Source organism: Burkholderia plantarii, assembly GCF_001411805.1.
GTDB lineage: Bacteria > Pseudomonadota > Gammaproteobacteria > Burkholderiales > Burkholderiaceae > Burkholderia > Burkholderia plantarii.
In genome coordinates this window covers 466,575-491,658 of record NZ_CP007212.1, presented here as the reverse complement: position 1 = coordinate 491,658, position 25,084 = coordinate 466,575, and the positions used below count along the sequence as shown (strand labels likewise).

Annotated in this window: 23 protein-coding genes; 14 read left to right on the top strand and 9 right to left on the bottom strand. The window is 69.1% G+C overall.

Annotated features, from left to right (window positions below):
* The first annotated feature begins 418 nt into the window (after window positions 1–418).
* A complete protein-coding gene (locus bpln_RS34995; protein ID WP_148653924.1) occupies window positions 419–604 on the top strand; it encodes a hypothetical protein in 186 nt (61 codons plus the stop codon).
* Here the strand turns inward: bpln_RS34995 and bpln_RS02160 are convergent.
* The gene (locus bpln_RS02160) at window positions 591–1,367 is read right to left on the bottom strand and encodes an enoyl-CoA hydratase (protein WP_055137980.1); all 777 of its coding nucleotides are present in this window, start codon (window positions 1,365–1,367) and stop codon (window positions 591–593) included. The genes bpln_RS34995 and bpln_RS02160 overlap by 14 nt on opposite strands.
* 135 nt (window positions 1,368–1,502) lie before the next feature.
* Here bpln_RS02160 and paaN point away from each other — a divergent pair, with 135 nt between their 5' ends.
* From paaN to paaK, 4 genes are read left to right on the top strand one after another with little or no spacing between them, the layout of a single operon-like run.
* On the top strand, window positions 1,503–3,197 hold the full coding sequence (paaN, locus tag bpln_RS02155) for a phenylacetic acid degradation protein PaaN (protein ID WP_055137979.1): 1,695 nt from the start codon (window positions 1,503–1,505) through the stop codon (window positions 3,195–3,197).
* Between the two features lie 60 nt (window positions 3,198–3,257).
* Complete coding sequence (gene paaG, locus bpln_RS02150; protein WP_042623759.1) at window positions 3,258–4,049, top strand: 2-(1,2-epoxy-1,2-dihydrophenyl)acetyl-CoA isomerase PaaG; 792 nt, start codon at window positions 3,258–3,260, stop codon at window positions 4,047–4,049.
* Window position 4,050: 1 nt separating this feature from the next.
* Window positions 4,051–4,527 carry a hydroxyphenylacetyl-CoA thioesterase PaaI gene (gene paaI / locus bpln_RS02145; protein ID WP_055137978.1) on the top strand — a complete coding sequence of 159 codons (477 nt, stop codon included), beginning with the start codon at window positions 4,051–4,053 and terminating at the stop codon, window positions 4,525–4,527.
* A 43-nt stretch (window positions 4,528–4,570) separates the two neighbouring features.
* Window positions 4,571–5,866 (top strand): phenylacetate--CoA ligase PaaK, encoded by a 1,296-nt coding sequence (paaK, locus tag bpln_RS02140; RefSeq protein WP_042623757.1) that lies wholly within the window; start codon window positions 4,571–4,573, stop codon window positions 5,864–5,866.
* Between the two features lie 69 nt (window positions 5,867–5,935).
* Here the strand turns inward: paaK and mltA are convergent, their stop codons facing one another.
* Together mltA and apaG are read right to left on the bottom strand one after the other, a co-directional pair.
* A complete protein-coding gene (mltA, locus tag bpln_RS02135) occupies window positions 5,936–7,168 on the bottom strand; it encodes a murein transglycosylase A (protein WP_042626388.1) in 1,233 nt (410 codons plus the stop codon).
* Window positions 7,169–7,250: 82 nt separating this feature from the next.
* Window positions 7,251–7,625, bottom strand: coding sequence for a Co2+/Mg2+ efflux protein ApaG (gene apaG / locus bpln_RS02130; RefSeq protein WP_042623756.1), 375 nt, complete (start codon window positions 7,623–7,625; stop codon window positions 7,251–7,253).
* A 178-nt stretch (window positions 7,626–7,803) separates the two neighbouring features.
* On the opposite strand from apaG, the gene rpe reads away from it, so the two are divergent.
* The 3 genes from rpe (at window position 7,804) to trpE (ending at window position 11,053) form a co-directional block, all read left to right on the top strand.
* Window positions 7,804–8,490, top strand: a complete 687-nt coding sequence (gene rpe / locus bpln_RS02125) for a ribulose-phosphate 3-epimerase (RefSeq protein WP_042623755.1) — start codon at window positions 7,804–7,806, stop codon at window positions 8,488–8,490.
* A gap of 4 nt (window positions 8,491–8,494) precedes the next feature.
* Window positions 8,495–9,208, top strand: a complete 714-nt coding sequence (locus tag bpln_RS02120) for a phosphoglycolate phosphatase (RefSeq protein ID WP_042623754.1) — start codon at window positions 8,495–8,497, stop codon at window positions 9,206–9,208.
* 351 nt (window positions 9,209–9,559) lie between these two features.
* Window positions 9,560–11,053 carry an anthranilate synthase component I gene (gene trpE, locus bpln_RS02115; RefSeq protein ID WP_055137976.1) on the top strand — a complete coding sequence of 498 codons (1,494 nt, stop codon included), beginning with the start codon at window positions 9,560–9,562 and terminating at the stop codon, window positions 11,051–11,053.
* Between the two features lie 279 nt (window positions 11,054–11,332).
* On the opposite strand, the gene bufA1 is transcribed toward trpE, so the two are convergent.
* From bufA1 to bpln_RS02090, 5 genes are all read right to left on the bottom strand, one after another.
* Window positions 11,333–12,766 (bottom strand): BufA1 family periplasmic bufferin-type metallophore, encoded by a 1,434-nt coding sequence (gene bufA1, locus bpln_RS02110; RefSeq protein ID WP_055137975.1) that lies wholly within the window; start codon window positions 12,764–12,766, stop codon window positions 11,333–11,335.
* Window positions 12,763–13,773, bottom strand: coding sequence for a LysR family transcriptional regulator (locus bpln_RS02105; protein WP_055137974.1), 1,011 nt, complete (start codon window positions 13,771–13,773; stop codon window positions 12,763–12,765). Before bpln_RS02105 ends, bufA1 begins: the two co-directional genes overlap by 4 nt.
* 88 nt (window positions 13,774–13,861) lie before the next feature.
* Window positions 13,862–14,509 (bottom strand): 3-isopropylmalate dehydratase small subunit, encoded by a 648-nt coding sequence (gene leuD / locus bpln_RS02100; RefSeq protein WP_055137973.1) that lies wholly within the window; start codon window positions 14,507–14,509, stop codon window positions 13,862–13,864.
* 59 nt (window positions 14,510–14,568) lie between these two features.
* On the bottom strand, window positions 14,569–15,972 hold the full coding sequence (gene leuC, locus bpln_RS02095; RefSeq protein WP_042623751.1) for a 3-isopropylmalate dehydratase large subunit: 1,404 nt from the start codon (window positions 15,970–15,972) through the stop codon (window positions 14,569–14,571).
* Window positions 15,973–16,077: 105 nt separating this feature from the next.
* A complete protein-coding gene (locus tag bpln_RS02090) occupies window positions 16,078–16,980 on the bottom strand; it encodes a LysR substrate-binding domain-containing protein (RefSeq protein ID WP_042623750.1) in 903 nt (300 codons plus the stop codon).
* A 351-nt stretch (window positions 16,981–17,331) separates the two neighbouring features.
* Here bpln_RS02090 and bpln_RS02085 point away from each other — a divergent pair, with 351 nt between their 5' ends.
* The 6 genes from bpln_RS02085 to bpln_RS02060 all read left to right on the top strand — a co-directional run bounded on the left by bpln_RS02085 (window position 17,332) and on the right by bpln_RS02060 (window position 23,067).
* Window positions 17,332–18,426, top strand: coding sequence for an iron-containing redox enzyme family protein (locus bpln_RS02085; protein WP_158336029.1), 1,095 nt, complete (start codon window positions 17,332–17,334; stop codon window positions 18,424–18,426).
* An 8-nt stretch (window positions 18,427–18,434) separates the two neighbouring features.
* A complete protein-coding gene (locus bpln_RS02080; protein WP_208459486.1) occupies window positions 18,435–19,688 on the top strand; it encodes a pyridoxal phosphate-dependent aminotransferase in 1,254 nt (417 codons plus the stop codon).
* A gap of 22 nt (window positions 19,689–19,710) precedes the next feature.
* The gene (locus bpln_RS02075; protein WP_042623749.1) at window positions 19,711–19,920 is read left to right on the top strand and encodes a 2-hydroxymuconate tautomerase family protein; all 210 of its coding nucleotides are present in this window, start codon (window positions 19,711–19,713) and stop codon (window positions 19,918–19,920) included.
* 134 nt (window positions 19,921–20,054) lie between these two features.
* Window positions 20,055–20,666, top strand: a complete 612-nt coding sequence (locus bpln_RS02070) for a glutathione S-transferase family protein (protein WP_208459485.1) — start codon at window positions 20,055–20,057, stop codon at window positions 20,664–20,666.
* A 72-nt stretch (window positions 20,667–20,738) separates the two neighbouring features.
* Entirely contained in the window at window positions 20,739–21,797 is a 1,059-nt protein-coding gene (locus bpln_RS02065) for a cyclase family protein (protein ID WP_055137972.1), read from the top strand.
* Between the two features lie 19 nt (window positions 21,798–21,816).
* Window positions 21,817–23,067 (top strand): MFS transporter, encoded by a 1,251-nt coding sequence (locus bpln_RS02060; protein ID WP_042623746.1) that lies wholly within the window; start codon window positions 21,817–21,819, stop codon window positions 23,065–23,067.
* 54 nt (window positions 23,068–23,121) lie between these two features.
* Here the strand turns inward: bpln_RS02060 and bpln_RS02055 are convergent, their stop codons facing one another.
* Window positions 23,122–25,065, bottom strand: coding sequence for an aconitase family protein (locus bpln_RS02055; RefSeq protein WP_055137971.1), 1,944 nt, complete (start codon window positions 25,063–25,065; stop codon window positions 23,122–23,124).
* Window positions 25,066–25,084: the final 19 nt, after the last annotated feature.

Sequence of the window (25,084 nt, the reverse complement as noted above, 5' to 3'; positions counted from 1 at the left end):
TTACTGTTTTCGGTTCCGTTAAGAACCGGTCGCTCACTCAAAGCTGACAGGTTATGAATTGCTTCACAAACCTGACTTACTTTTGTGTGAGACTCTTGATACTTTTGCTGACCTGATCCAAAGATCAGGACCGCGTCGATCAAGCGTCCACACTTATCGGCTGTTAATTTTTAAAGAGCATTTCCGCTGAACCGACCGGACTTTCTGGCCTTCCCAGCAGCGCTGCGTTGTCAGCAGCAGAGAAGCGAGATTATGATCAACGTTTCGCAGCGCGTCAACTACTTTTTTCACGCTGCGATCAACCTGCTTTGTTGATCATTTACCTCCGGCAACACCAACACGCGGCCAACATTCGGCGCTGCGTTCGTCCTGCCTGGCTTCCCCTTCCGCGCCGCGTTTCCGTTAGCGCGAAAGAGGCGTGATTCTAAGCACCGATCCCGCTTCCTGCAAGCCTTTTCGTGAAGAAAATGCAAAAGAAAAACGCCAAGGGCGCCGCTCGCGCGGCGCCCTTGACGGCAAACCTTTGATACCAAACGAAGAAGCACGAAATCAGGTTGCGGACGCAACGATCACGCCATGTGCCGCCGTGCTCAACGATGCTTGAATACCGGCTTGCGCTTCTCGACGAAGGCCGCCATCCCCTCCTTCTGATCCTCGGTGGCGAAGATCGAATGGAACACCCGGCGCTCGAAATGCACGCCCTCCGACAGCGTCGTCTCGTAGGCGCGATTGACCGACTCCTTCACCATCATCACCGCCGGCAGCGAGAACTCCGCGATCGTCGTGGCGGCCGCGAGCGCGTCGTCGAGCAGCGAGGCCGCCGGCACAACGCGCGAGACGAGCCCGGCCCGCTCCGCCTCTTCAGCCTCCATGAAGCGCGCGGTCAGGCACATGTCCATCGCCTTGGCCTTCGATACCGCGCGCGGCAGGCGCTGCGTGCCGCCCGCGCCCGGCATCACGCCGAGCCGGATCTCGGGCTGGCCGAACTTCGCCGTGTCGGCCGCGATGATGATGTCGCACATCATCGCCAGCTCGCAGCCGCCGCCGAGCGCGAACCCCGCCACGGCCGCAAGGATCGGCTTGCGGATCTGCCGGATCGTCTCCCAGTTGCGCGTGATGTAGTCGCCCTTGTAGACGTCCATATATGTGTAGTTCGCCATCATCCCGATGTCGGCGCCCGCCGCGAACGCCTTCTCGCTGCCGGTCAGCACGATCGCGCCGATCCCGTCGCCGGCGTCGAACGCCTTCAGCGCCTCGCCGAGTTCGTCCATCAGTGCATCGTTCAATGCGTTCAGCGCCTTCGGACGATGCAGCGTGATCAGCCCGACACGCCCGCGGGTCTCCACCAGGAGGTTTTCGTAAGCCATCGATGTCTCCTCATCAAAGAAACGTCATTCATTGCGCACACGCGCCGGGAACAATGCTACCATTTGCCGACCAACCGGTCGGTTAATTAATTAAGTCCGCACGAACGCCCTCGTCCCCTCAACCAGGCTGCCGTCATGACCCATCCCCTCTTCACGAAGCACGAAGCCACTTTGCAGCGGGCTTTGTCCGCCATTGAAACCCGTGGTTACTGGAGCCCTTTCGCCGAAATGCCAAGCCCCAAAGTGTACGGGGAAAGCGCGGCGGCAGACGGCGAAGCCGCGTTCCAGGCCCAGCTCGGCCAGCGCTTCGCGCTCGACCAGCCGGGCACCGGCGGCGAGGTGGGCGCCGAGCTGTCGCCGTATGGTTTTCCGCTCGGCATCCGCTATCCGGAAGCGTCGCCGGACCAGCTCGCGGCGGCGGCCGCCGCCGCGCAGCCGGCCTGGCGCGCGGCCGGCCCGAGCGCCTGGATCGGCGTGAGCCTGGAAATCCTGGCGCGCCTCAACCGCGCCAGCTTCGAACTGGCGAACGCCGTGATGCACACCACCGGCCAGGCCTTCATGATGGCGTTCCAGGCCGGCGGCCCGCATGCGCAGGACCGCGCGCTGGAGGCGGTGGCCTACGCCTGGGACGCGCTGCGCAAGATCCCGGCCGACGCGCATTGGGAAAAGCCGCAAGGCAAGAACCCGCCGCTCGCGATGCAGAAGCGCTACACGATCGTCCCGCGCGGCACCGCGCTGGTGCTCGGCTGCTGCACGTTCCCGACCTGGAACGGCTACCCCGGCCTGTTCGCCGATCTGGCGACCGGCAACACGGTGATCGTCAAGCCGCATCCGGGCGCGATCCTGCCGCTCGCGATCACGGTACGCATCGCGCGCGAGGTGCTGCGCGAGGCCGGCTTCGATCCGAACGTCGTCACGCTGCTGGCAACCGATCCCGACGACGGCGCGCTCGTGCAGGGGCTCGCCGTGCGCCCCGACATCAAGCTGATCGACTTCACGGGCAGCACCGAGCACGGCGACTGGCTCGAACGCCACGCGCATCAGGCGCAGGTCTATACGGAGAAGGCCGGCGTGAACCAGATCGTGATCGACTCGGCCGACGACCTGAAGGGCGCGGTACGCAACATCGCGTTCTCGCTCGCGCTCTATGCCGGCCAGATGTGTACCGCGCCGCAGAACATCTACGTGCCGCGCGACGGCATCGAGACGCCCGACGGCCACTTGAGCTTCGATGAGGTCGCCCAGGCGATCGCCGGCGCGGTGCGCAAGCTCGGCGCCGATCCCGCGCGCGCCGTCGAGCTGCTCGGCGCGATCCAGAACGACGGCGTGGTCGCGCGCATCGACGAGGCGCGCGGGCTCGGCACGGTGCTGGCCGACAGCGTCACGCTCGACCATCCCGCCCATCCGGGCGCGCGCGTGCGCACGCCGCTCGTCGTGCAGCTCGACGCGAGCGACCGCGGCGTGTTCACGCGCGAGTGGTTCGGTCCGATCTCGTTCGTGATCGCGACCGACTCGACCGCGCAGTCGCTCGACCTGGCCGGCGGCATCGCGGCCGAATGCGGCGCGCTGACCCTGTCGGTCTACAGCACCGACACGGCGGTGATCGAGCAGGCGCACGACGCGGCGATCCGCGGCGGCGTTGCGCTGTCGATCAACCTGACGGGCGGCGTGTTCGTGAACCAGTCGGCCGCGTTCTCCGATTTCCACGCCACCGGCGCGAACCCGGCCGCGAACGCGGCACTCGCCGACGCCGCGTTCGTCGCGAACCGCTTCCGCGTCGTGCAGAGCCGCATCCACGTCGCGCCGCAAGCCGACACCGCCGGCGCCTGAGCCATCCCGGCCGCACCGGCCGGCACGCCGCCGGCCGGGCGCCTCCTCCAGGAGATACCGATGCCGCACGATACGATCCGGTTCGAACTCGATCCGCAGACGCGGGTCGCGACGATCACGCTGAACCGTCCCGACAAGCTCAACAGCTTCACCCGCGCAATGCATGCGGAACTGGCCGCCGCACTCGACGAGGCCGAAGCGGGCCGGGCGCGCGCGCTGGTGCTGACCGGCGCCGGCCGCGGCTTCTGCGCGGGCCAGGACCTCGCCGATCTCGACTTCACGCCCGGCGCGTCGACCGACCTCGGCGCGCTGATCGACACGCACTTCAACCCGCTGGTGCGCCGCCTGCAGGCGCTGCCGCTGCCGGTGATCGCCGCCGTCAACGGCATCGCGGCAGGCGCCGGCGCGAATCTCGCGCTCGCCTGCGACCTCGTGCTGGCCGCGAAATCGGCCAACTTCATCCAGTCGTTCGTGAAGATCGGCCTGGTGCCCGACTCCGGCGGCACCTGGTTCCTGCCGCAGCGCGTCGGCTTTGCGCGCGCGCTCGGGCTCGCGCTGACGGGCGAGAAGCTCGGCGCCGAGCGCGCGGCCGAGTGGGGGCTGATCTGGCGCGCCGTCGACGACGACGCGCTGGCATCCAGCGCCGCCGCGCTCGCGGCCGACCTCGCGAAGCAGCCGACCCGGGCGATCGCCGTGATCAAGCAGACGATGCGCGCGGGCCTGACCCAGACGCTCGACCAGCAGCTCGACCTCGAACGCGACCATCAGCGCGAACTGGGCCAGTCGCACGACTACGCGGAGGGCGTGGCGGCCTTCATCGAAAAGCGCGCGCCGCGCTTCGAGGGCCGTTGAGATGAACGCGCCCGATACCCCCGGCCCGGCCGCCGACACCGCCCCCATCGACGCCGAAGCGCTGGCGCGGGCGGCCGCCGACGCGATGTACGCGGCCGACGCCTGCACGCGCACGCTCGGCATCGAGCTGCTCGAGGTGGGCCCGGGCCGCGCGCGGATGCGCATGGCGGTGCGCGCCGAGTTCCTGAACGGCCACCGCACCTGCCACGGCGGGATGATCTTCACGCTCGCCGATTCCGCCTTCGCGCTGGCCTGCAATTCGTACAACCTGAACACGGTGGCGGCCGGCTGCTCGATCGAGTTCCTGCGCCCGGTCGCCTTGAACGAGGTGTTGACGGCCGAGGCGAGCGAGCAGACGCTGAGCGGCCGCCACGGCATCTACGATATCCGCGTGACCAACCGCGCGGGCGAGACGGTCGCGATGTTCCGCGGCAAGTCGGCCCGGATCGGCGGCACCGTGACCGCGACCGGCGCCTGAGCGCGCCGCCGCGCACGACACATAACAATGGCCGGAGACACCGATGAACGCCCCCCTTCCGCTCGAACCGATCGAGACCGCCAGCCGCGACGAGCTGCAGGCGCTGCAGCTCGACCGCCTGCGCTGGTCGCTCACGCACGCGTATGACCACTCGCCCGTCTATCGGCGCAAGTTCGACGAAGCGGGCGTGCATCCGGGCGAGCTGCGCGCGCTCGCCGATCTCGCGCGCTTCCCGTTCACGACCAAGGACGACCTGCGCGACAACTATCCGTTCGGCATGTTCGCGGTCCCGCAGGAACGGATCTCGCGCATCCACGCGTCGTCGGGCACCACCGGCAAGCCGACCGTGGTCGGCTACACGGCGCGCGACATCGACACCTGGGCCAACCTCGTGGCACGCTCGATCCGCGCGGCCGGCGCGCGGCGCGGCGACAAGGTCCACGTCAGCTACGGCTACGGCCTGTTCACGGGCGGCCTCGGCGCGCACTACGGCGCCGAGCGCGCCGGACTGACGGTGATCCCGTTCGGCGGCGGCCAGACCGAGAAGCAGGTGCAGCTGATCCGCGATTTCCGGCCCGACATCATCATGGTGACGCCGAGCTACATGCTGTCGATCGCCGACGAGATGGAGCGACAGGGGCTCGACCCGCGCGACGCATCGCTGCGAATCGGCATCTTCGGCGCCGAACCGTGGACCAACGAGATGCGCACGGCGCTCGAGGCGCGCGCGGGAATCGACGCGGTCGACATCTACGGGCTGTCGGAGGTGATCGGGCCGGGCGTCGCGTCCGAATGCGCGGCGACCAAGGACGGCCCGACGATCTGGGAAGACCACTTCTATCCGGAGGTGGTCGATCCGCTGACGGGCGAGGTGCTGCCGGACGGCGAACTCGGCGAGCTGGTGTTCACCTCGCTGACCAAGGAGGCGCTGCCGATCGTGCGCTACCGCACGCGCGACCTCACGCGCCTGCTGCCCGGCACGGCGCGCCCGATGCGGCGCATGGAAAAGATCACCGGCCGCGCCGACGACATGATGATCATCCGCGGCGTGAACGTGTTTCCGACCCAGATCGAGGAACAGTTGCTGAAGCAGCGCGTGCTGGCGCCGCATTTCCAGATCGTGCTGACGAAGGACGGCCCGCTCGACGTGATGACGCTGAACGTGGAGCCGTGCCCGCACGCGGCGGCCGACGGCGCGCAGCTGGACAGCGCGCGCCGCGCGCTCGCCTACGACATCAAGGCGTTGATCGGGGTGACCGCGGTGGTCGAGGTGCTGGCGCCGAACGGCATCGAGCGCTCGGTCGGCAAGGCGCGCCGCGTGATCGACCGGCGCCGCTGAGCGCCGCCAAGGGCCTGAGAAGGCCGCCGCGCGGCGCGCCCGGAGGCGAACCACGGCAGCGGCCATCCATCAGGAATTCGGCAGCAGCAGCCACATCCGGCCGACCTGCTTCATGCGGCCGGCCAGATCGCCCGCGTCGTCGCCGAGCCCCCAGAAATAGTCGGCGCGCACGCCGCCCTTGATCGCGGAGCCGGTGTCCTGCGCGAACACGAGCCGGCTCATCGGCGTATTGGTGAGCGGCCGCGTGGTCTGCAGGAATACCGGCGTGCCGAGCGGAATCGCCGACGGATCGACGGCGATCGAGCGCTCCGCCGTCAGCGGCACGCCGAGCGCGCCGATCGGGCCGTCCGCGCCGCCCTGCGGCGCGCCTTCCTGCGACGGCATCTCACGAAAGAACACGAAGCGCGGATTGGTGTCGAGCAGCGCGTCGAGCCGCGTCGGGTTGGCGCTCGCCCAGGCCTTGATGCCCTGCATCGTCGCCTGCCCGGGCGTGAGTTCGCCGTGGTCGAGCAGCCATTTGCCGATCGACCGGTACGGCTGGTTGTTGGTGCCGCCGTAGCCGACCCGCATCACGGTGCCGTCGTCGAGCACCACGCGCCCGGAGCCCTGCACCTGCAGGAAGAACGCGTCGACCGGATCGTCGACCCACACCAGTTCGTTGCCGTTCAGCACGCCCGAGCGTTCGAGCTGCGCGCGCGCCGGCAGCGCGGTGCCGGCGCGGTAGCCGGCCGGCCAGCGGTAGAGCGCGGTCTGGTAAGGCCCGCGGCGCACGCGCGAGCCGCGCAGCAGCGGCTCGTAATAGCCGGTCACGAGGCCGTCGAGCGTGCCGTCGGTATTGGCGAACTGGTACGGCGTGAAGTAGGTTTCGAAGAAGCTGCGCGCGCCGGTGATGTCGAGATCGTCGAGCCGGCCGGCCGCCTCGCAGGCACGGCGCCAGTTGGGCGCGCGCGCGAGCCGCGTGCAGTTCTCGCGCAGCGCGATGGTCGCGCCGATCAGCGTGTCGTCCTGCCAGCCAGGCACCTGCCGCCAGGCCACCGGCGTGAGCCGCTCGGCGGCCACCTGGCCCGGCACGAACGGCGCGCCGCCGGGCACCCTCGCCGCGGGCGGGCGCACCGGCGCGCCGCCGCAGGCGGCCAGCAGCGCCGCCGTCGCGATCGCGGCCGCCCATCCGGCGAGCCGCGGCCCGAACCACCTACAATGATCGTTCTTGATGGAAACCGCCATGTCTGATCTGTTCGACGAATACCCGATGCTGATCTTCGCGCTGGAATCGCTGCTGGCGCTCGGCCTGCTGATCTTCATCGTCGCCTGGACCGCGTCCGGCAAGAAGAAGCAGCGCCGGCAGGCCGACGATCCGCGCCACGGACGCTGAGGCCCGCGCCGCTCAGTGCAGCGTGCGCGGCATGTGCAGCGCGAATTCGGCGACCGGCGCGTCGAAGCGCTCGCCGTCCTCGGCCACGCAGAAGTAGGCGCCGCGCATGGTGCCCACCGGCGTCGCGATCACCGCCCAGCTCGTGTATTCGAATTGCTCGCCCGGCTTCAGGAGCGGCTGATGGCCGACCACGCCGAGTCCCTTCACTTCCTGCACCTTCTGTTCGCTGTCGGTGATCACCCAGTGCCGCGCGATCAGCTGCGCCGTCACCTGACCGGTATTGCGAATCGTCAGCGTGTAGGCGAATGCATATTGACGGCGTTCCGGGTCGGATTGTTCCGGCAGATAGGCCGTTTTCACGGACACGCTGAATTCGTACTGGCTCATGGGGATTCCTGCTTCGAAGGTCGACCGGTGCCCGGCGGGGCGCCGCACGGCCCGCCGGGCGGCCCGCTCTGGTCGGCATTCTGCTTGATGCCGCCGGCGCCCGCAACCGCGCGGGGCGGCCGCCGCCCGCGGCGGTAGAATGTCGGCTCTGCATAAACGCACGTCCCCCGATACCGTCATGACGCAATTCCGCATCGCTCCCAGCATTCTGTCGGCCGATTTCGCCCGGCTCGGCGAAGAAGTCCGCAACGTCGTCGCCGCCGGCGCCGACTGGATCCACTTCGACGTGATGGACAACCATTACGTCCCGAACCTGACGATCGGGCCGCTCGTCTGCGAAGCGATCCGGCCGCACGTGCAGGTGCCGATCGACGTCCACCTGATGGTGCGTCCGGTCGACCGGATCGTGCCGGACTTCGCGAAGGCGGGCGCCAACGTGATCAGCTTCCATCCGGAAGGCTCGGACCACATCGACCGCACGCTGAGCCTGATCAAGGACCACGGCTGCAAGGCCGGCCTGGTGTTCAACCCGGCCACGCCGCTCAACTACCTCGACCACGTGATGGACCGCCTCGACCTGGTATTGATCATGTCGGTGAATCCAGGCTTCGGCGGCCAGTCGTTCATCCCCGAGGCACTGCGCAAGATCCGCGAGGCGCGCGCGAAGATCGACGCCTACCGCGAGCGCACCGGCCGCGAGATCCACCTCGAGGTGGACGGCGGCGTGAAGGTCGACAACATCGCCGAGATCGCCGCGGCGGGCGCGGACACCTTCGTGGCCGGCTCCGCGATCTTCGGCAAGCCCGACTACCAGGCCGTGATCGACGAGATGCGCGCGTCGCTCGCCGGCGTCGCGAAGGGCTGAGGCGATGACGACGATCCGCTTCGCCGCGCCGAGGCTCGCGGCCGCGCTGATCGATCTGGACGGCACCATGATCGACACCGCCGACGACTTCACGGCCGGCCTGAACGCCATGCTCGCGCAACTGGGCGCGCCCGCCACGGCGCGCGACGAGGTCATGCGATACGTCGGCAAGGGTTCCGAGAACCTGATCGCGCAGGTGCTGAAGCCGCGCTTTCCCGAGACCGAGGCGCAGGCGCGCTTCGACGACGCGCTGGCGATCTACCAGACCGAATACGCGAAGATCAACGGCCGCCACACGCAGCTCTATCCCGACGTCGAGGCCGGCTTGCGCGCGATGCGCGAGGCGGGCCTCAAGCTCGCCTGCGTGACCAACAAGCCGCTGCGCTTCGCCGCCGAACTGCTCGCGCAATACGCGCTGGACGGCTATTTCGGCGTGGTGCTCGGCGGCGACAGCCTGCCTCGCAAGAAGCCGGACCCGCTGCCGATGCTCACCGCCTGCGAGCGGCTCGGCGTCGAACCGGCGCTGGCGGTGGCGATCGGCGACTCGGAAAACGACGCGATCGCGGGCCGCGCGGCGGGCCTCGCGACGCTGACGGTGCCCTACGGCTACAACCACGGCAACGCTATACAAACGATAAATTCGGATGGTATAGTCGATTCGCTGCTGGTCGCGGCGCAGGTCATTGCCGCGCACAACGCGTCCACGCCAACCCTCTGATTTATCTTCCACCGCATGTTTCTGAACAAAAAACGGAGTCTGAGCAGCATCGACCGGGGAGCCTGGCCCTGGCGTCGCTGGTCGCGCTGACCTCGTCGAGGTTCGCCGGAGTTCGGCTCCGGCATCCGTTTTTTGTTTGCTGCGCGTGTCCCGCGCCCCGTCCACCGATTCGTCGTCCCGCACCGCCACGCCGTTCGCCTTCGCGTCCGGGCGCCGGCCGCGCGTGCCGGGCGATCGCGTGAGCGGAGCGCCAGCCGGTCAGGCTTCCGACCACCCCGCCTTCCGGCCCGCCGCGCAGCGCCCGCGATTCTCCCGGCACGTTTTTGCCGCTCGTCCAGACAGGACCGGAACATGACTGAACTCGAATTCCAATCGCTCGCGAACGCCGGCTACAACCGCATCCCGCTGATCGCGGAGGCGCTGGCCGATCTCGAAACCCCGCTCTCGCTGTACCTGAAGCTCGCGCAGTCCGAGCGCGGCGGCGCCAATTCGTTCCTGCTCGAATCGGTGGTGGGCGGCGAGCGCTTCGGCCGCTATTCGTTCATCGGGCTGCCGGCCCGCACGCTGGTACGCACCCGCAACGGCGTCTCGGAGATCGTCACCGACGGCCAGGTGGTGGAGACCCACGAAGGCGACCCGTTCGCGTTCATCGAAGCCTTCCAGGCGCGCTTCAAGGTGGCCCAGCGCCCCGGCCTGCCGCGCTTCTGCGGCGGCCTGGCCGGCTACTTCGGCTACGACGCGGTGCGCTACATCGAGAAGAAGCTCGCCGATTCGACGCCGCCCGACGACCTGAACCTGCCGGACATCCAGCTGCTGCTGACCGAGGAAGTCGCCGTGATCGACAACCTCGCCGGCAAGCTCTACCTGATCATCTACGCCGACCCGGGCAAGCCGGAAGCCTATGCGAAGGCGAGGCAGCGGCTGCGTGAACTGAAGCAGCGGCTGCACGCGACGGTGCAGCCGCCCGTCACGTCGGCGAGCGTGCGCACCGAGACGTTCCGCGAGTTCAAGAAGGACGACTACCTGGCCGCCGTGCGTCAGGCCAAGGAATACATCGCGGCCGGCGAGCTGATGCAGGTGCAGGTCGGCCAGCGCCTGAGCAAGCCGTATCGCGACAATCCGCTGTCGCTGTACCGCGCGCTGCGATCGCTGAATCCGTCGCCGTACATGTACTACTACAACTTCGGCGACTTCCACGTGGTGGGCGCCTCGCCGGAGATCCTGGTGCGCCAGGAGAAGCGCGGCGAGGACCAGATCGTCACGATCCGCCCGCTGGCCGGCACGCGCCCGCGCGGCAACACGCCGGAACGCGACGCGGCGCTCGCCACCGAGCTGCTCAACGATCCGAAGGAGATCGCCGAGCACGTCATGCTGATCGACCTCGCGCGCAACGACGTGGGCCGCATCGCGACCACCGGCTCGGTGGCCGTCACCGACCGGATGGTGATCGAGAAATACTCGCACGTGCAGCACATCGTCAGCTCGGTCGAGGGCACGCTCAAGCCCGGCATGACCAACTACGACGTGCTGCGCGCGACGTTCCCGGCCGGCACGCTCTCGGGCGCGCCGAAGGTGCGGGCGATGGAACTGATCGACGAGCTCGAGCCGGTCAAGCGCGGGCTCTACGGCGGCGCGGTCGGCTACCTGTCGTTCTCGGGCGAGATGGACCTCGCGATCGCGATCCGCACCGGCCTGATTCACAAAGGCAACCTCTACGTGCAGGCGGCCGCCGGCGTGGTGGCCGACTCGGTGCCCGAGTCGGAATGGCAGGAGACGGAGAACAAGGCGCGCGCGGTGCTGCGCGCGGCCGAGCAGGTGCAGGACGGCCTCGACGGCGACTTCTGAACCTGGCGCGCGGCGCCGGGCCGGCAGTCATGCCGCCGGCGCCGCCCGTCGCGGCGGGCCGTGCGGGCCCTGCCTGATGCTGCCGGGGCGTGCCGGCATCGGGCACGACTTCAAGCATCGCCGTCACACGGCCGGCCGAGTCAGTTCGGCGCGGCCCGCTTCACGATCGCGGTTGACGGGCCGCCCCCGAGTGCCGGCCCGGGCGAGCCACTCGCTCGCGCCCGGCCTCGCTCCGCCGCGTCACCATCCCTTGTTGCAACGATCCCACCGAACCGCGCGTCACGGCGCGTTCGCGAGCGCGCCCGCGCCCTGCGCGGGCAGCTCGCGCACGACCCGGAACCCGAGATACCCGCGCCGCACCGTCGACGGCACGGCCGCACGGCTCGCCGCGCGGACGAACGCCGGCACGTTCGACCACGAGCCGCCGCGGATCGCGCGCCGCCCGCAGCTGGCGGCGTCCCAGGCGCTGCCGTCGGCCGGGGCGCCCGCGTAGTCGTCATGCCAGCAGTCGGCGGTCCACTGCCAGACGTTGCCGAGCATGTCGTAGAGACCGAACGGGTTCGGCGCGAAGCTGCCGACGGGCGAGGCGGTCACCCACTTGTCGGCGCCCGCCGCGAAGCCGCCGCAATTGGTCTGCTGCACGCAGGTGTCGGGGCCGTAGTTGGCGTTCTCGCGCGCCATCCCGTCCCCCCACCAGCGCGCGGTGGCGGTCCCGCCGCGCGCCGCGTACTCCCATTCGGCCTCGCTCGGCAGCCGGTAGCGCGCCCCCGTCTTCTGCGTCAGCCACGCCAGATAGGCCTGCACGTCCTCCCACTCGACGTTGACGACCGGCAGCGTGTCGCGTCCGTGTCCGTCGTCGGCCGGGCGGTATCCGCGGCAGCCACGGTCGCGCACGCAGGCGTCCCATTCGGCGAAGCTCACGTCGAAGCGGCCGATCGCGAACGCGTGGCCGATATCGACCACATGCTGGCGTTCGTTGCGAAAGCGCCCCGCCTCGGCGGGCGGCGAGCCCATCACGAAGCGGCCGGGAGGCAGCGGCACGACCTCGGGGCAATCGCGGCAGTCCCGGAACGGCTTGCCGGCACTCGCGGCGCGCACCGTGCCGCCGGCTCCGGCACCGCCCTGGCCGATCGCGGGCACCTGCGCGGCCAGGTACAGCGACAGGTTGGCGATGTCGGCGTCCGTCAGCGCATGCGCCGCGGTCATCATGACCGGGTTGTTGCGTGCGCCGCCGCGGAACGCGCGCAGCTGGGTATCGAGGTAATCGGCGTACTGGCCGCCCAGCCTCGGGTAGGCGGGCGTCGTCGAATCGCCGGCCGGCCCGTGGCATGCCGCGCACGCGGGAATCGCGCGGGCCGCGTCGCCATGCGCGTACAGCGCCTCGCCGGCCGGGGCGTCGGCGTCCTGCGCGGCCGACGACGCGGCGGGCGTGCAGGCGAGCGGCGCCGCCGCCACCTTGCCGCCGAGCTGCGTGCAGGTGCCCTTCGGCACCATGGTCCATTCGGTCGGATCGCGGTCGTGCTGGGAGAGCCCCGAGCACAGATGGAAGCAGGTGGTGTCGGCGCAGTCGTTGTGGCCGGCGGCGGCGACGCCGTAGCAGACCTCCTGGCTCCCGGCGCCGGCCGCGTGCGCGAGCGGCACGACGGCGCCGGCGCAGACCGCCGTCAGCGCCGCGCGGATCAGGGCCTGCTGGGCGGGGGACGCCGCCTTCACGCCAGCGCCCCCAGCATCGCCTCGGCCTGACGCGGCATCCGCGCGGCGAGCGGCGGCCGGCGCAGCGCCACGTCGAACGCGCCCGGGTTGACGCCGCGCGCGGCGCGGCGCAGATGCTCGAGCAGCATGACCGTCTCCACCGCCATCGGCCGGTTGCGCGGCGCGCCGATATGCAGCTGGAGCACCGCCCAGGCGTCGTCGAGCTCGACGGCCACCAGCCCGAGCGGCTGGCCGATGGCGCGGAACACCTCGTAGGGCACCAGGCCCACGCCCACCCCGGCATGCACGATCCGGCACAGCGCATCGAAGCCGGACACCTGCACGCGCAGCTTCAGCATGGCGCCGGCCGCCTCGGCGGCGCGCTGGCTCTGGCGACCGACCCAGCACTCGCCCTGCAGGCCGATGTAGTCGGCTTCCAGCGTGTCGGCGAACGACAGCCGCGCGCGCTGCGCGAACGCGTGATCGCCGCGCACCACCAGCACCAGCCGGTCGCGGCGGTATTCGTGCAGTTGCAGGCCGTCGTCCACGCCGTCGGGATTGGTGCAGATCCCGAGGTCGGCGTCGCCGTCGCTGACCGCCTGCAGCACGCCGCTGCTGGGCACCTCGTTCAGCTTGATCGGAATGCCCGGATGCAGCGCCATGAAGCGGCTCAGATCGTCGGGAAAGAACTGGATGATCGCGGCCAGGTTCGCGGCGACGCGCACCGCCTTCTGCGCGCACAGCCCGCGTTCGTTCAGTTCGGTGTTGATGCGCTGGGCGCTCGAGATCATCTCGCGGGCATGCAGCAGCAGGATCTCGCCGACCAGCGTGAGCGTCATGCCGGTGCGTTCGCGCACGAAGATCCGCTCGCCGAGCGCCCGTTCGAGCTCGTTCAAACGTTTGCTCGCCGCGGAAACCGCGATCGCCTCCTGGCGGGCGGCCTGGGTCAGCGTGCCGTGCTGGTGGATCGACAACAGCAGTTGAAGCGTCGTCAGGTCCAGATGCTTCAAAAGGGTTTTGAGCTGCATCTCCGCTATCTCCTTGTATCGTTCTTGTTGGTCGGCAGGGTCCGCGCGTTCGTGGCGCGCGGTGGATACCGTCATTGCACTTCCGGGCTCACAGCACGTTCGACAGCCACGGATACCGGGCCAGATGGCGTGCCTGGAACTCGCCGATCTCGTCGGCGCGGCGCAGGGTGAGCGCGACGTCGTCGAAGCCGTTGACGAGACAGTACTTGCGGAAAGGATCGATCTCGAAGGGATAGGCGAGCGCGTGGTCCGGCGTGCGAACGCGCTGCTGCTCGAGATCGACGTGCAGGCGCAGCACGCCCCGCTGCCGGGCGGCGTCGAACAGCGCGTCGATCTGGTCGGCGCCGAGCACGATCGGCAGCAGGCCGTTCTTGAAGCAGTTGTGGAAGAAGATGTCGGCGAAGCTCGCCGCGATGATCACGCGAAAGCCGTACTGGTCGAGCGCCCAGGGCGCGTGCTCGCGCGACGACCCGCAGCCGAAGTTCGCGCGCGTGAGCAGCACCGAGGCGCCGCGCAGGTCGGGCCGGTTCAGGACGAAGTCGGGGTTGAGCGGACGCGTCGAGCAGTCCTGGCCCGGCTCGCCGTGGTCCAGGTAGCGCCACTCGTCGAACAGGTTCTCGCCGAAGCCGGTGCGCCGGATCGACTTGAGGAACTGCTTCGGGATGATCGCATCGGTGTCGACGTTGGCCCGGTCGAGCGGAACGACGATGCCTTCGTGGCGAACGAACGGAGTCATGGGGGAAGTCCTGTGCTTGAAAGGTCCAACGCGCGGGCCGGCCTCGGGCCCGCGTCGCGCTAGATCGCGCGGATGTCGACGAAGCGCCCGGCGATCGCCGCGGCGGCGGCCATCGCCGGGCTGACCAGATGGGTGCGCCCGCCCGGCCCCTGGCGGCCCTCGAAATTGCGGTTCGAGGTCGAGGCGCAGCGCTCGCCCGGCTTGAGCCGGTCATCGTTCATCGCCATGCACATCGAGCAGCCCGGCTCGCGCCATTCGAAACCGGCATCGATGAAGATCCGGTCGAGCCCCTCGCGTTCGGCCTGCACCTTCACGAGCCCCGAGCCCGGCACCACCATCGCCAGCGTGACGTTGGCGGCGAGCCGCCTGCCGCGCACCACGGCGGCGGCCGCGCGCAGGTCCTCGATGCGCGAGTTCGTGCAGGAGCCGATGAACACCTTGTCGATGGCGATCTCGGTGATCGGCGTGCCGGCGGCGAGCCCCATGTAGGCAAGCGCCTTCTCCATGCTGTCGCGCCGCACCGGGTCCGGCTCGCCGAGCGGATCGGGCACGCGCTCGTCCACCGCCACCACCATTTCCGGCGAGGTGCCCCAGCTCACGTGCGGCCGGATGGCGGCCGCGTCGATCTCGACCACCGCGTCGAACGACGCGTCGGGGTCCGACCGCAGCGTGCGCCAGTAGGCGACGGCCTGCTCCCACTGCTCGCCCTGCGGCGCGAGCGGGCGGCCGCGCACGTAGTCGAGCGTGGTGTCGTCGAACGCCACCATGCCGGCGCGCGCGCCGGCCTCGATGGTCATGTTGCAGATCGTCATGCGGCCCTCCATCGACATCGCGCGGATCGTCGAGCCCGCGTATTCGATCGCGTAGCCGGTGCCGCCCGCCGTGCCGATCCGGCCGATCACGGCGAGGATCACGTCCTTCGGCGTGGAGCCCGCGGGCAGCTCGCCGTCGACCTTGACCAGCATCGACTTCATTTTTTTCGTCAGCAGCGTCTGCGTGATCAGCACGTGCTCGACTTCGGAGGTGCCGATGCCGTGCGCGAGGCAGGCAAACGCGCCATGCGTCGAGGTATGCGAGTCGCCGCACACAAGCGTCATGCCCGGCAGCGTGATGCCCTGCTCCGGCCCGATCACGTGCTCGATGCCCTGGCGCGGGTCGAGCATGCCGAAGAACTGGAAGCCGTAGGCCTTGGCGTTGTCGTCGAGCGTCGCGACCTGCAGTCGCGAGATCGGATCGGCGATCCGGCCGCCGCTGCGATCGGTGGTCGGCACGTTGTGATCGGCCACCGCGAAATTCGCGCGGCTGCGCCACGGCGTGCGGCCGGCCAGCCGCATCGCCTCGAACGCCTGCGGGCTCGACACTTCGTTGATGAGATGGCGATCGATGTAGAGCAGCGTCGTGCCGTCCTGCTCGGTGGCAATCGCGTGCGCGTCCCAAAGCTTGTCGTAGAGCGTCTGCGGCATGGTCCAACCGGTTCGAGTCCAGGTCGGACGATGATAGTGCGCGTGAATCGGGCCGCGCATGCCAAGTCGTGATGCCAGCTTTCTCGTTTCGAGAGCGCTGGCGGCTCAGCGCTTGTCCGTCAGGAAATTGACCAGCGCCGCGGCCGGCGCCGCGAGATGTTCGAGATTGCGGCACGCGATCATCAGCGTGCGCACGGCCCAGTCCTCCGCGATCGGCACCAGCTTCACGTTCAGCGTGTTGATGTAGAGCTCGCCGATCTGCTGCGGCACCACCGCGACGCCGAGCCGGACATGCACCATCCGGCACAGCGCGTCGAGGCTGCCCACGCGGATCTTGACGTCGAGCTTCGCGTCGAGCTTCTGCGCCTGTTCGGCCAGCAGCCTCATCAGCGAGGCGTCGCTGCGCAGGCCGACGAAATGCTCGCCGACGACGTCCGCCAACCGCACCGTCAGCGCGTTGCCGAGCCGGTGGCCGGCCGGGATCATCAGCACCAGCCGGTCGCTGCGATAGGTGCGCAGATCGAGCCCCTCGGCTGGCGATGTCGCGTTGCAGATACCGAAGTCGACGTCGCCCTCGCGCACGCTGCGCAGAACGTTGACGCTGGTCTGCTCGTCGATCTCGATGTCGACCTCGGGAAACACGCGCTTGAACGAGGAGATGTCCTCGGGCAGGAACTGCACCACCGCCGAGAGATTGGCCACGATCCGCACGCTGCCCTTGGCGCCCGTCGCATAGCGCGATAGTTCGGCCTCCATCCCCTCCAGGTTCGCGATCACCGCCTCCGCGTAGCGCATCACGGTCTCGCCGACCGCGGTCACCGAGATCCCGCGCGACTCCCGGACCACCACCGGCAGCCCGATCAGCGCCTCGATTTCCGCGATGCGCCGGCTCACCGCCGACGGCGTGATGCATTCGCGCTCGGCGGCCCGCGCGATGCTGCGTTCCTGGCAGACCGCCAGGAACAGGCGTAACGACGTGAGATCGAATTTTTTCAGCAGCTGCGTCATGACAAAAAGAAATTACGCCGCAAGGGCCAGGCACGACCCGGATGGAGAGGCAGGGTATCACGTCGCTTCATTTTCGGAATTGCCGTCGCAACAGTCGTCAATCACAAAAAGACCGGCCTCCTCGCCATTTCGGCCTCGTTCGCGAGATAGAAACCCGCCTTGAAAAATTGCGACTGGATATTTTCTTTTCCAGTAATTAACTTGTGACAAAAATTCATAAGGCATTACGCCGGGCAAGCGCGGATTCGGCAATTGAAATCACCTGCGAATGCCGATCTCATAATGATTTGATTTTGAGCGCCGGCGATTATCCGACGTATTTTCCCAGATCACAGAATGGAGCGCGGTAACATGACTGACGACCCGATTTGCCTGCTGTCCTTCATCGAGGATTTCGCAAAGCCACATACGCTGGGAAATGCGGCGGCGCCGCGCTGGTGTGAACAGGGCCATACCGCGGCCTACGTGCTCGACCTGCCGCTGCGCCAGCGCGTGGTGGACGCCTCGCGGCGCCTCGCGCTCGACGCGCGCTGCGACACGGCCGGCCGCCAGGAATACCTGCACCGCGTGCTGTCCACCGTCTACGACTACCGCTTCTCGGTGCCCGACGTCAGCACCGCCGACATCGACGTCTCGCCGGTGTTCGCCGACGTCGCGAGCCTGCTGGAAGCGGCCATGCTCGACGCCGAGATCAACCAGATCGACGAGGACATCTTCTGGGCCATGCCCACCGAGGGCGCCGCGTTCGTCGAATGGCTCAAGCGCACCATGTCCGACCATCCAGCCGGGGTCCACGCGTTCTATCGCGAATACCTGCGCGACGCCGCCGACGTCGAGAGCATGAAAGTGTTCCTCGCCCAGGAAACCACGCTCGACCCGCGTTTCGACGACATCCTCGCACTGATGCAGGTCGGCACCAGCGGCACCGAGAAGATGGAGATCGCGAAGAACTACTACGACGAGATGGGCTGCGGCGACGAGGCCGGCGTGCACACCCACCTGTTCAGCAAGACGCTCGACGCGCTCGGCATCGACGCCGACTACGTCAGGAGCACGCTGCTGCCCGACTCGCGCGTCTCGGGCAACCTGTCCGCCTGCCTGGTGCTGAGCCCGCGCCACCACTACAAGGCGATCGGCTACTTCGGCGTGACCGAGTACCTGGCGCCGCGCCGCTTCAAGGACCTGGTGGCCGGCTGGCGCCGGCTCGGCCTGCCCGAGGACGGCATCGCCTATCACGACCTGCACATCCGGATCGACGCCGTCCACGGCCGCGCCTGGTTCGACGACGTGATCCGGCCGATGGTCGACCGCGACCCGCGCGTGGCGCGCGAGATCGCGCTCGGCGCGCTGATCCGGCTCAACTCGTCGGCGCGCTACCTCGACAAGCTGCAGGCCACGCTCGTCTCGCGCGACGCGAAGGCGTGCCCGGAATCACTGGTCGCCTGAGCCCCGCGATGTCCATCGATCTTCACCTGGACCTTCATCCCGCGCCCGGCGTGGCCGGCGCGGCGGCACCGGGCGGCGGCCGGCTCGCGGCGCCGGCGGGCATGCCCGGCGACATCGTGCGGGTCGGCGCGGCCTCGCCGCTGGTGCGCGTGGCGCGCGAGGCGTTCCGGCTCGGCGATGTCGATTTCCTCTGCTTCGGCGAGAGCGACCACGCGGCGCCCGAGGGCGCGATCGCCGCACTGAAGCTCGCGCTCGACCGCGGCGAGACGCGCTATCCCGACATTCGCGGCCTGCCGCCGCTGCGCGCGGCGCTGGCCGCCTACCTGACCGGCCTGCACCAGCGCCCGGTGAGCGAGTCGCGCGTCGCGGTGACGGCCTCGGGGATGGCCGCGCTGACCGTGGCGTTCTCGGCGCTGCTGCGCGCGGGCGATCGCGTGGTGGTGGTGTCGCCGTCCTGGCCGAACCCGACCAGCCTCGCGCGCACCCGCGGCGCCACCGTGCATGAATTCGCGCTGGGCTACGACGACGACGGCTTCCGGCTCGACCTCGACGCGCTCGAGGCCACGCTCGCCGGCGCGCGGCTGCTGTTCCTGAACTCGCCGAACAATCCCACCGGCTGGTGCGCGAGCGACGCCGAGCTGGCCGCGATCCTGGCGATGTGCCGCCGCCACGGCGTCTGGATCGTCTCGGACGACGTCTATTCGCGGCTCGTGTTCGACGGCCGCGAGGCGGCGCCGTCGATCCTCGACCACGCCGGCCCCGAGGACCGCGTGATCGTCTGCAACAGCTTCAGCAAGGCCTGGGCGATGACGGGCTTTCGGGTGGGCTGGCTGGTGGTGCCCGAGGGGCTGCGCGACGAGATCGGCGAGCTGATCGAGATCACCCACTCGGGGGTGGCGCCGTTTACCCAGCGCGCGGCCATCGCCGCGCTGGCCGACGAGGCCTTCGTCCGGCATTTCCGCGACTACTGCGCGCGCGGCCGCGCCGTGGTGGACGCCGCGTTCGCGGGCCTGCCCGGGGTGCGCTACCGGCCGCCGGTGGCGGCGTTCTACGCGTTCGCGCAGATCGAGGGGCTCGCCGACAGCGGCGAATTCGCGATGCGGCTGGTGCGCGAGCAGCGCATCGCGGTGGCGCCCGGCGGCGCGTTCGGCCCCGGCGGCGAGGGCTTCATCCGGATCTGCTTCGCGCAGGACAGCGCGCGGCTCGCGCCCGCCATGGCGCGCTTCACGCAAAGCCTGGCCAGTCTCGAACCGTCCTATTGATTCCGTCTTTCAGGAGAAAACCATGCCTTACGTCAATATCAAAATCACCGACGAAGGGGTCACGCGCGAACAAAAGAAACAACTGATCGCGGGCGTCACCGAATTGCTGCAGAAAACCCTGGGCAAAAACCCGAAATCCACCACCGTCGTGATTGATGAAATCCATGTCGACAATTGGGGAATGGCGGGCCTGCAGGTTCCCGAATATCGCGAATCGCTGAAGCAATCCTGACCCGATTTACGCCGCCTGATTTACGCCGGCTTACTTACGCCACATTAGGCCGGCATCGCATTTCCATTTCCGTGCAGTTCATTCCGAGAGAGGTTGTCATGCTTACTGTTTGGGGTCGAGAACGCGGTTTGTGCGTGAAGAAGGTGCTCTGGTGCCTGGAGGATCTGGAGCTGAAATTCGATCGTATCGATGCCGGACGCCAATATGGCCGCACCAACGAGGAAGAGTATCTGAAGATGAACCGCAACGGACTGGTGCCCACGCTGGTCGACGACGGCTACGTGCTGTGGGAATCGAACTCGATCATGCGCTACCTCGCGATGACCTACGGCCCGACCACGTTCTACCCGGTCAACGACGCGAAGCTGCACGCCGACGTGAACCGCTGGCTCGACTGGTCGATGGGCGCGCTGTGGCCGGACATCGTCCCGCTGTTCACGTCGCTGATCCGCACCGCGCCGGAAAAACGCGACATGAACGCGGTGCGCGTCCAGAGCACGCGCCTGATCAAGAACTGGGGCATCGCCGACGAATACCTGGCGGGAAAGAAGTACATCACGGGCGACGAGTTCACCATCGCCGACATCGCGCTGGGCGTGCTGGCGCAGACCTACGACACGTTCGAGCTCGACAACAAGCCGGAGCTGCCGAACTTCAACCAGTGGTACGCGCGCATCGCCGAGCGTCCGGGCTTCCAGCGCTACGCGGTGCTGCCGCCGGAACCGGACCCCACCTCGAACCACTGAGCCACCGAGCAACCGAGCGCGGCCTGGCCGGCCGGCGCGGGCGGCCCGCGCCGGCGCAACCTCAACAGAGCGATGGGAGACGAGCGAGTGTCGACGAGATTCAAGAAGCGTCCGGAAGGATCGAACTGGGGGGACTTCGGGGCTGACGACCAGCTCGGAAGGCTCAATCTGCTCACGCCGCAGAAGGTGCGCGAGGGCACGGCCGAGGTGCGCGAGGGCAAGTCGTTCTGCCTGAGCCTGCCGCTCGACCTGCCCGGCGGCAGCAAGTGGAACCCGCGCCGCCGCCCGCCAACGCTGCTGCCGGTGCTGCGCAACAACAAATCGAACATCGGCTACGAGCTGCGCCAGGACGATGCGCCCTACCTGACCGACGTGCTGTGCGACCACCGCGTGACCCTCGACACCCAGTACTCGACGCAATGGGACGCGCTGTCCCAGGTCGGCAGCCTCTACGACCTCGACGGCGACGGCAACCGGCGCAGTTGCTTCTACAACGGCTATGCGGCCGAGCGCGACATGTTCGGCCCGCTGGTGCGCGAGCCCGACGCGCACGGCGTGCTGCCGCCGGCCCCGACCCGCGCGCTCGGCATCGAGCACATGGCGGCCACCGGCGTGCAGGGGCGCGGCGTGCTGATCGACCTGGAGGCCCATTTCGGGCGCGAGCGGCGCCGCATCGGCTATCGGGACCTGATGCAGGTGATGGACCGCGACCGGATCGTGGTCGAGCCCGGCGACATCGTGCTGTTCCACACCGGCTTCGCGCAGATGCTGGTCGAGATGAACGGCGACCCCGACGTCGAGCGGCTCGAGCACGCCTGCGCCGAGCTGGACGGGCGCGACGACGCGCTGCTGCGCTGGATCGACGAGGCGCAGATCGCCGCGATCGCCGCCGACAACCACGCGGTCGAGGCCTACCCGGCCGGCAAGCTCGACGAGCCGCACTATCCGACGCTGCCGCTGCACGAGCTGTGCCTGTTCAAGCTGGGCATCCACCTCGGCGAACTCTGGTATCTCACCCCGCTCGCGCGCTGGTTGAGAGACAATGCGCGAAGCCGCTTCCTGCTCACCGCCCCGCCGTTGCGGCTGACGGGCGCGGTCGCGTCCCCGGTAACGCCCGTCGCGACCGTCTGAGCGCCCAACCGCACCACCCATGACTACCTCCACCCCGGTTCCCGGCGTGTCGAACGCCGCGTGGCAGCGCAATCTCGCCGTCTGTTTCTGCGGCTCGTTCATCAACATCGTCGCCATGACGCTGCTGCTGCCGTTCCTGCCGCTCTACGTCGAGCAGCTCGGCGTACACGGGCACGCGGCCATCGTGCAGTGGTCCGGCATCGCCTACGGCGCGACCTTCCTCTCGGCGGCGCTGGTCGCGCCGGTCTGGGGACGGCTGGCCGACCGCTACGGCTGCAAGCTGAACCTGGTGCGGGCCAGCTTCGGCATGGTGGTGGCGATGTCGCTGATCGGGCTGTCGCAGAACATCTGGCAGCTCGTCGCGCTGCGCCTGCTGGTCGGGCTCGCCGGCGGCTACACGTCCGGCTCGTATGTGATCGTCGCCGCGCAGACGCCGAAGGAGCGCTCGGCCTGGGCGCTCGGAATGCTGTCCTCGGGGATCATGGCGGGCAACCTGCTGGGGCCGCTCCTGGGCGGGATCCTGCCGCAGTACGTCGGGATCCGCATGACGTTCTTCCTCGCGAGCGGCTTCATCCTGCTCAACTTCATCGCCACCGCCACGCTGATCCGCGAGGACCGCGAGGCGATGGCGGCGCGCCGCAAGAGCGGCGCCGGCGGCGGCGCGGCGTTGAGCGCGGGCACTCGCGGGCTGGTGCTGACCATGCTCGCCACCGCGATGCTGCTGATGTTCGCCAACATGTCGATCGAGCCGATCATCACGGTCTACATGCAGCAGCTGCTCGGCGACGTCGGCAACGTGACGTTCTACGCCGGCCTGGCGATGTCGGCGGCGGCGCTGGGCAGCATCACCTCGGCCTCGCGGCTGGGCAAGATCGCCGACCGGATCGGCGCGATGAAGGTGGTGATCGCCTGCCTGGCCGTGTCGGGGCTGCTGCTGATTCCGCAGGCGTTCGTCACGCACGCGTGGCAGCTGATCGCGCTGCGGTTCCTGATGGGCCTGTCGCTCGGCGGGCTGCTGCCGTGCCTGACCTCGATCATCCGCCACAACGTGCAGGACGGCTCGGTGGGCCGCGTGCTCGGCTACTCCACCTCGGCGCAGTATTCGGGCCAGGTGCTCGGGCCGGTCGCGGGCGGCTTCGTCGGCGGCCACGTGGGGATGCGCTACGTGTTCCTGATGACCTGCGTGCTGCTGCTCGCCAGCGCGGTCAGCAACGCGGTGCTGGGCGGCGCGCCGGCGCGCCGCTCGAACGGCTCGTCCACCACCGCCTGACGCCGCCCGCAAGCGGCGCGGCGCGGGCGGTCCCCCGCCGCCGCCCCGCCGCGCTCAAGCGGTGTGCATCGCCTGCAGCTGCTCGAAAGTCGCGATCCGGCCGGCCAGCGCGCTGGCCGCCACCGTGTAGGGGCTCGCGAGCCAGACCGCGCCCGGCCCCGAGCGGCCCGGGAAATTGCGGTTGATCGCGCTGATCGTCACGTCGCCGGCCGACGCCGACTGCCCCGGGCCGCAGTTCGCGCAGGCCCCGCAGCCCGGCATCACCAGCGTCGCGCCGACGCGCTCGAACACGTCCAGGTAACCGCGCGACTCGCAGTAGCTGCGCACGTCGAGCGTGCCGAACTGCAGGAACAATCGGGTGCCCGACGGCACGCTCAAGCCCTGCTCCGCGCCCCAGCGCAGCACCTCGTGATAGAAGTCGAAATCCTCGCGCTTGCCGGCCGTGCAGGAGCCGCCATAGGCGATGTCGATCCGCACGGCGTCGTCGAGCGCGGCCACCGCCACGCCGTTGCCGGGGTCGCCGGGCCGCGCGAGCATCGGCTCGATGGCCGCGCCGTCGAGACGGATCACGTGCCGGTAGGCCGCGTCGGCGTCGCTGTGCATCCACGCCTCGAGCGCGAAGTCGATGCCGCGCCGCTCCTTCAGGAACGCCACGGTGCGCGCATCGGGCTCGACGATGCCGGTGAAGCCGCCGAGTTCGGCCACCATGTTGGTCAGCGTGGCGCGCTCGTCGATCGACATCGCGCGCACCGCCGGCCCGCCGTACTCGAACACCAGGCCGATCGCGCCGCCGGCGCGGACGGTGTCGGTCTTCAGCAACTGCAGCACCACGTCCTTGGCGGTCACGCCCGGGCGCAGCTCGCCGTCGATCTCGACGCGCAGCGTCTCGGGAATCTTGCAGCGCACGTAGCCCGTCACCCAGCTGTTGGCGATCTCGGTCGCGCCGGCGCCGAACGCGAGGCAGCCGAGCGCGCCGGAATGCGCCGTATGCGAATCGGTGCCCACCACCACCTGCCCCGGCAACGCGTAGCGCTCGGCCATCAGCGCGTGGCAGATGCCCTCGGAGCCGGGGCGGTCTCCCAGCTCGCCGTGCGTGCGCACCGGGTAGTCGCGCGCGAACTTCACGTGCGCGTCCTGCAGGTTCGCCACGCCGGGCAACAGGCCGTCGCGCACGTGCGGAATGCTCTGCCCGGCCAGCACCAGATGGTCCTGGAACGCGACGATCGTGTCTGGCTCGAACAGCGGCGCCGGCTTGCCGAACGCGCGGTGCATCAGGTGCGCGCTCATGCCGGTGAAGTAGTCGTGGCTGAAGCGCCAGTCGGCCGCGAGGAACACGCCGTCGCCGCGCACCGCGTCGCCGGTGCCGGGATGCAGGTGGCGCTCGATGATCTTCTCGACCAGCGTTTTCGGCACGGCCGCGTCGGCGCGCGCGCGGCTGCCCGGCGTCGGCCACGTCAGCGACTTGCTGTAGGCCAGCAGGCCGCCGCTGCGGATCACGTCCTGCGTGAGCGCGTCGCGCCCGCGCAGGAATTCCTCGATGTGGATCGTCTCGCCGGCCATCAGGCGGTCGAGCACGGAGAAATCGGTGGTGGTCAGCAGGCCGATGTTGTCGCAATTCTGCTGGTAGATGCGCTCGAAGCTCTCGGCCACCACCAGCCGGATGCCGGCCGACAGTTCGGCGAGCGGGCTCGACTCGCGCGACGAGCCCTTGCCGTAGCGCTTGCCGGCCACGCAGACCTGGAAGCCGCCGCGCAGGATGTCGTGCTCCTTGACCGGCAGCTCGCCGCCCGAGCGAAAGCCGACATACGGGTAGCGGCCGAGCCGCTCGTCGTAGCAGAGCATCACGGTGACCGGCGTGATCTCGTCGGTCGAGACGTTGTCGCGCAGCGGGCCGGCCTGCTCGCGCGTCAGGTTCGCGCCGGCGAGCTGCGCCTTCATCACGGCGGGATCGTCGGACAGATAGAGGACGCGGCCACTGAGGCTGATGGTGTCGTTCATGGGTCGGATTCCCGGGAGG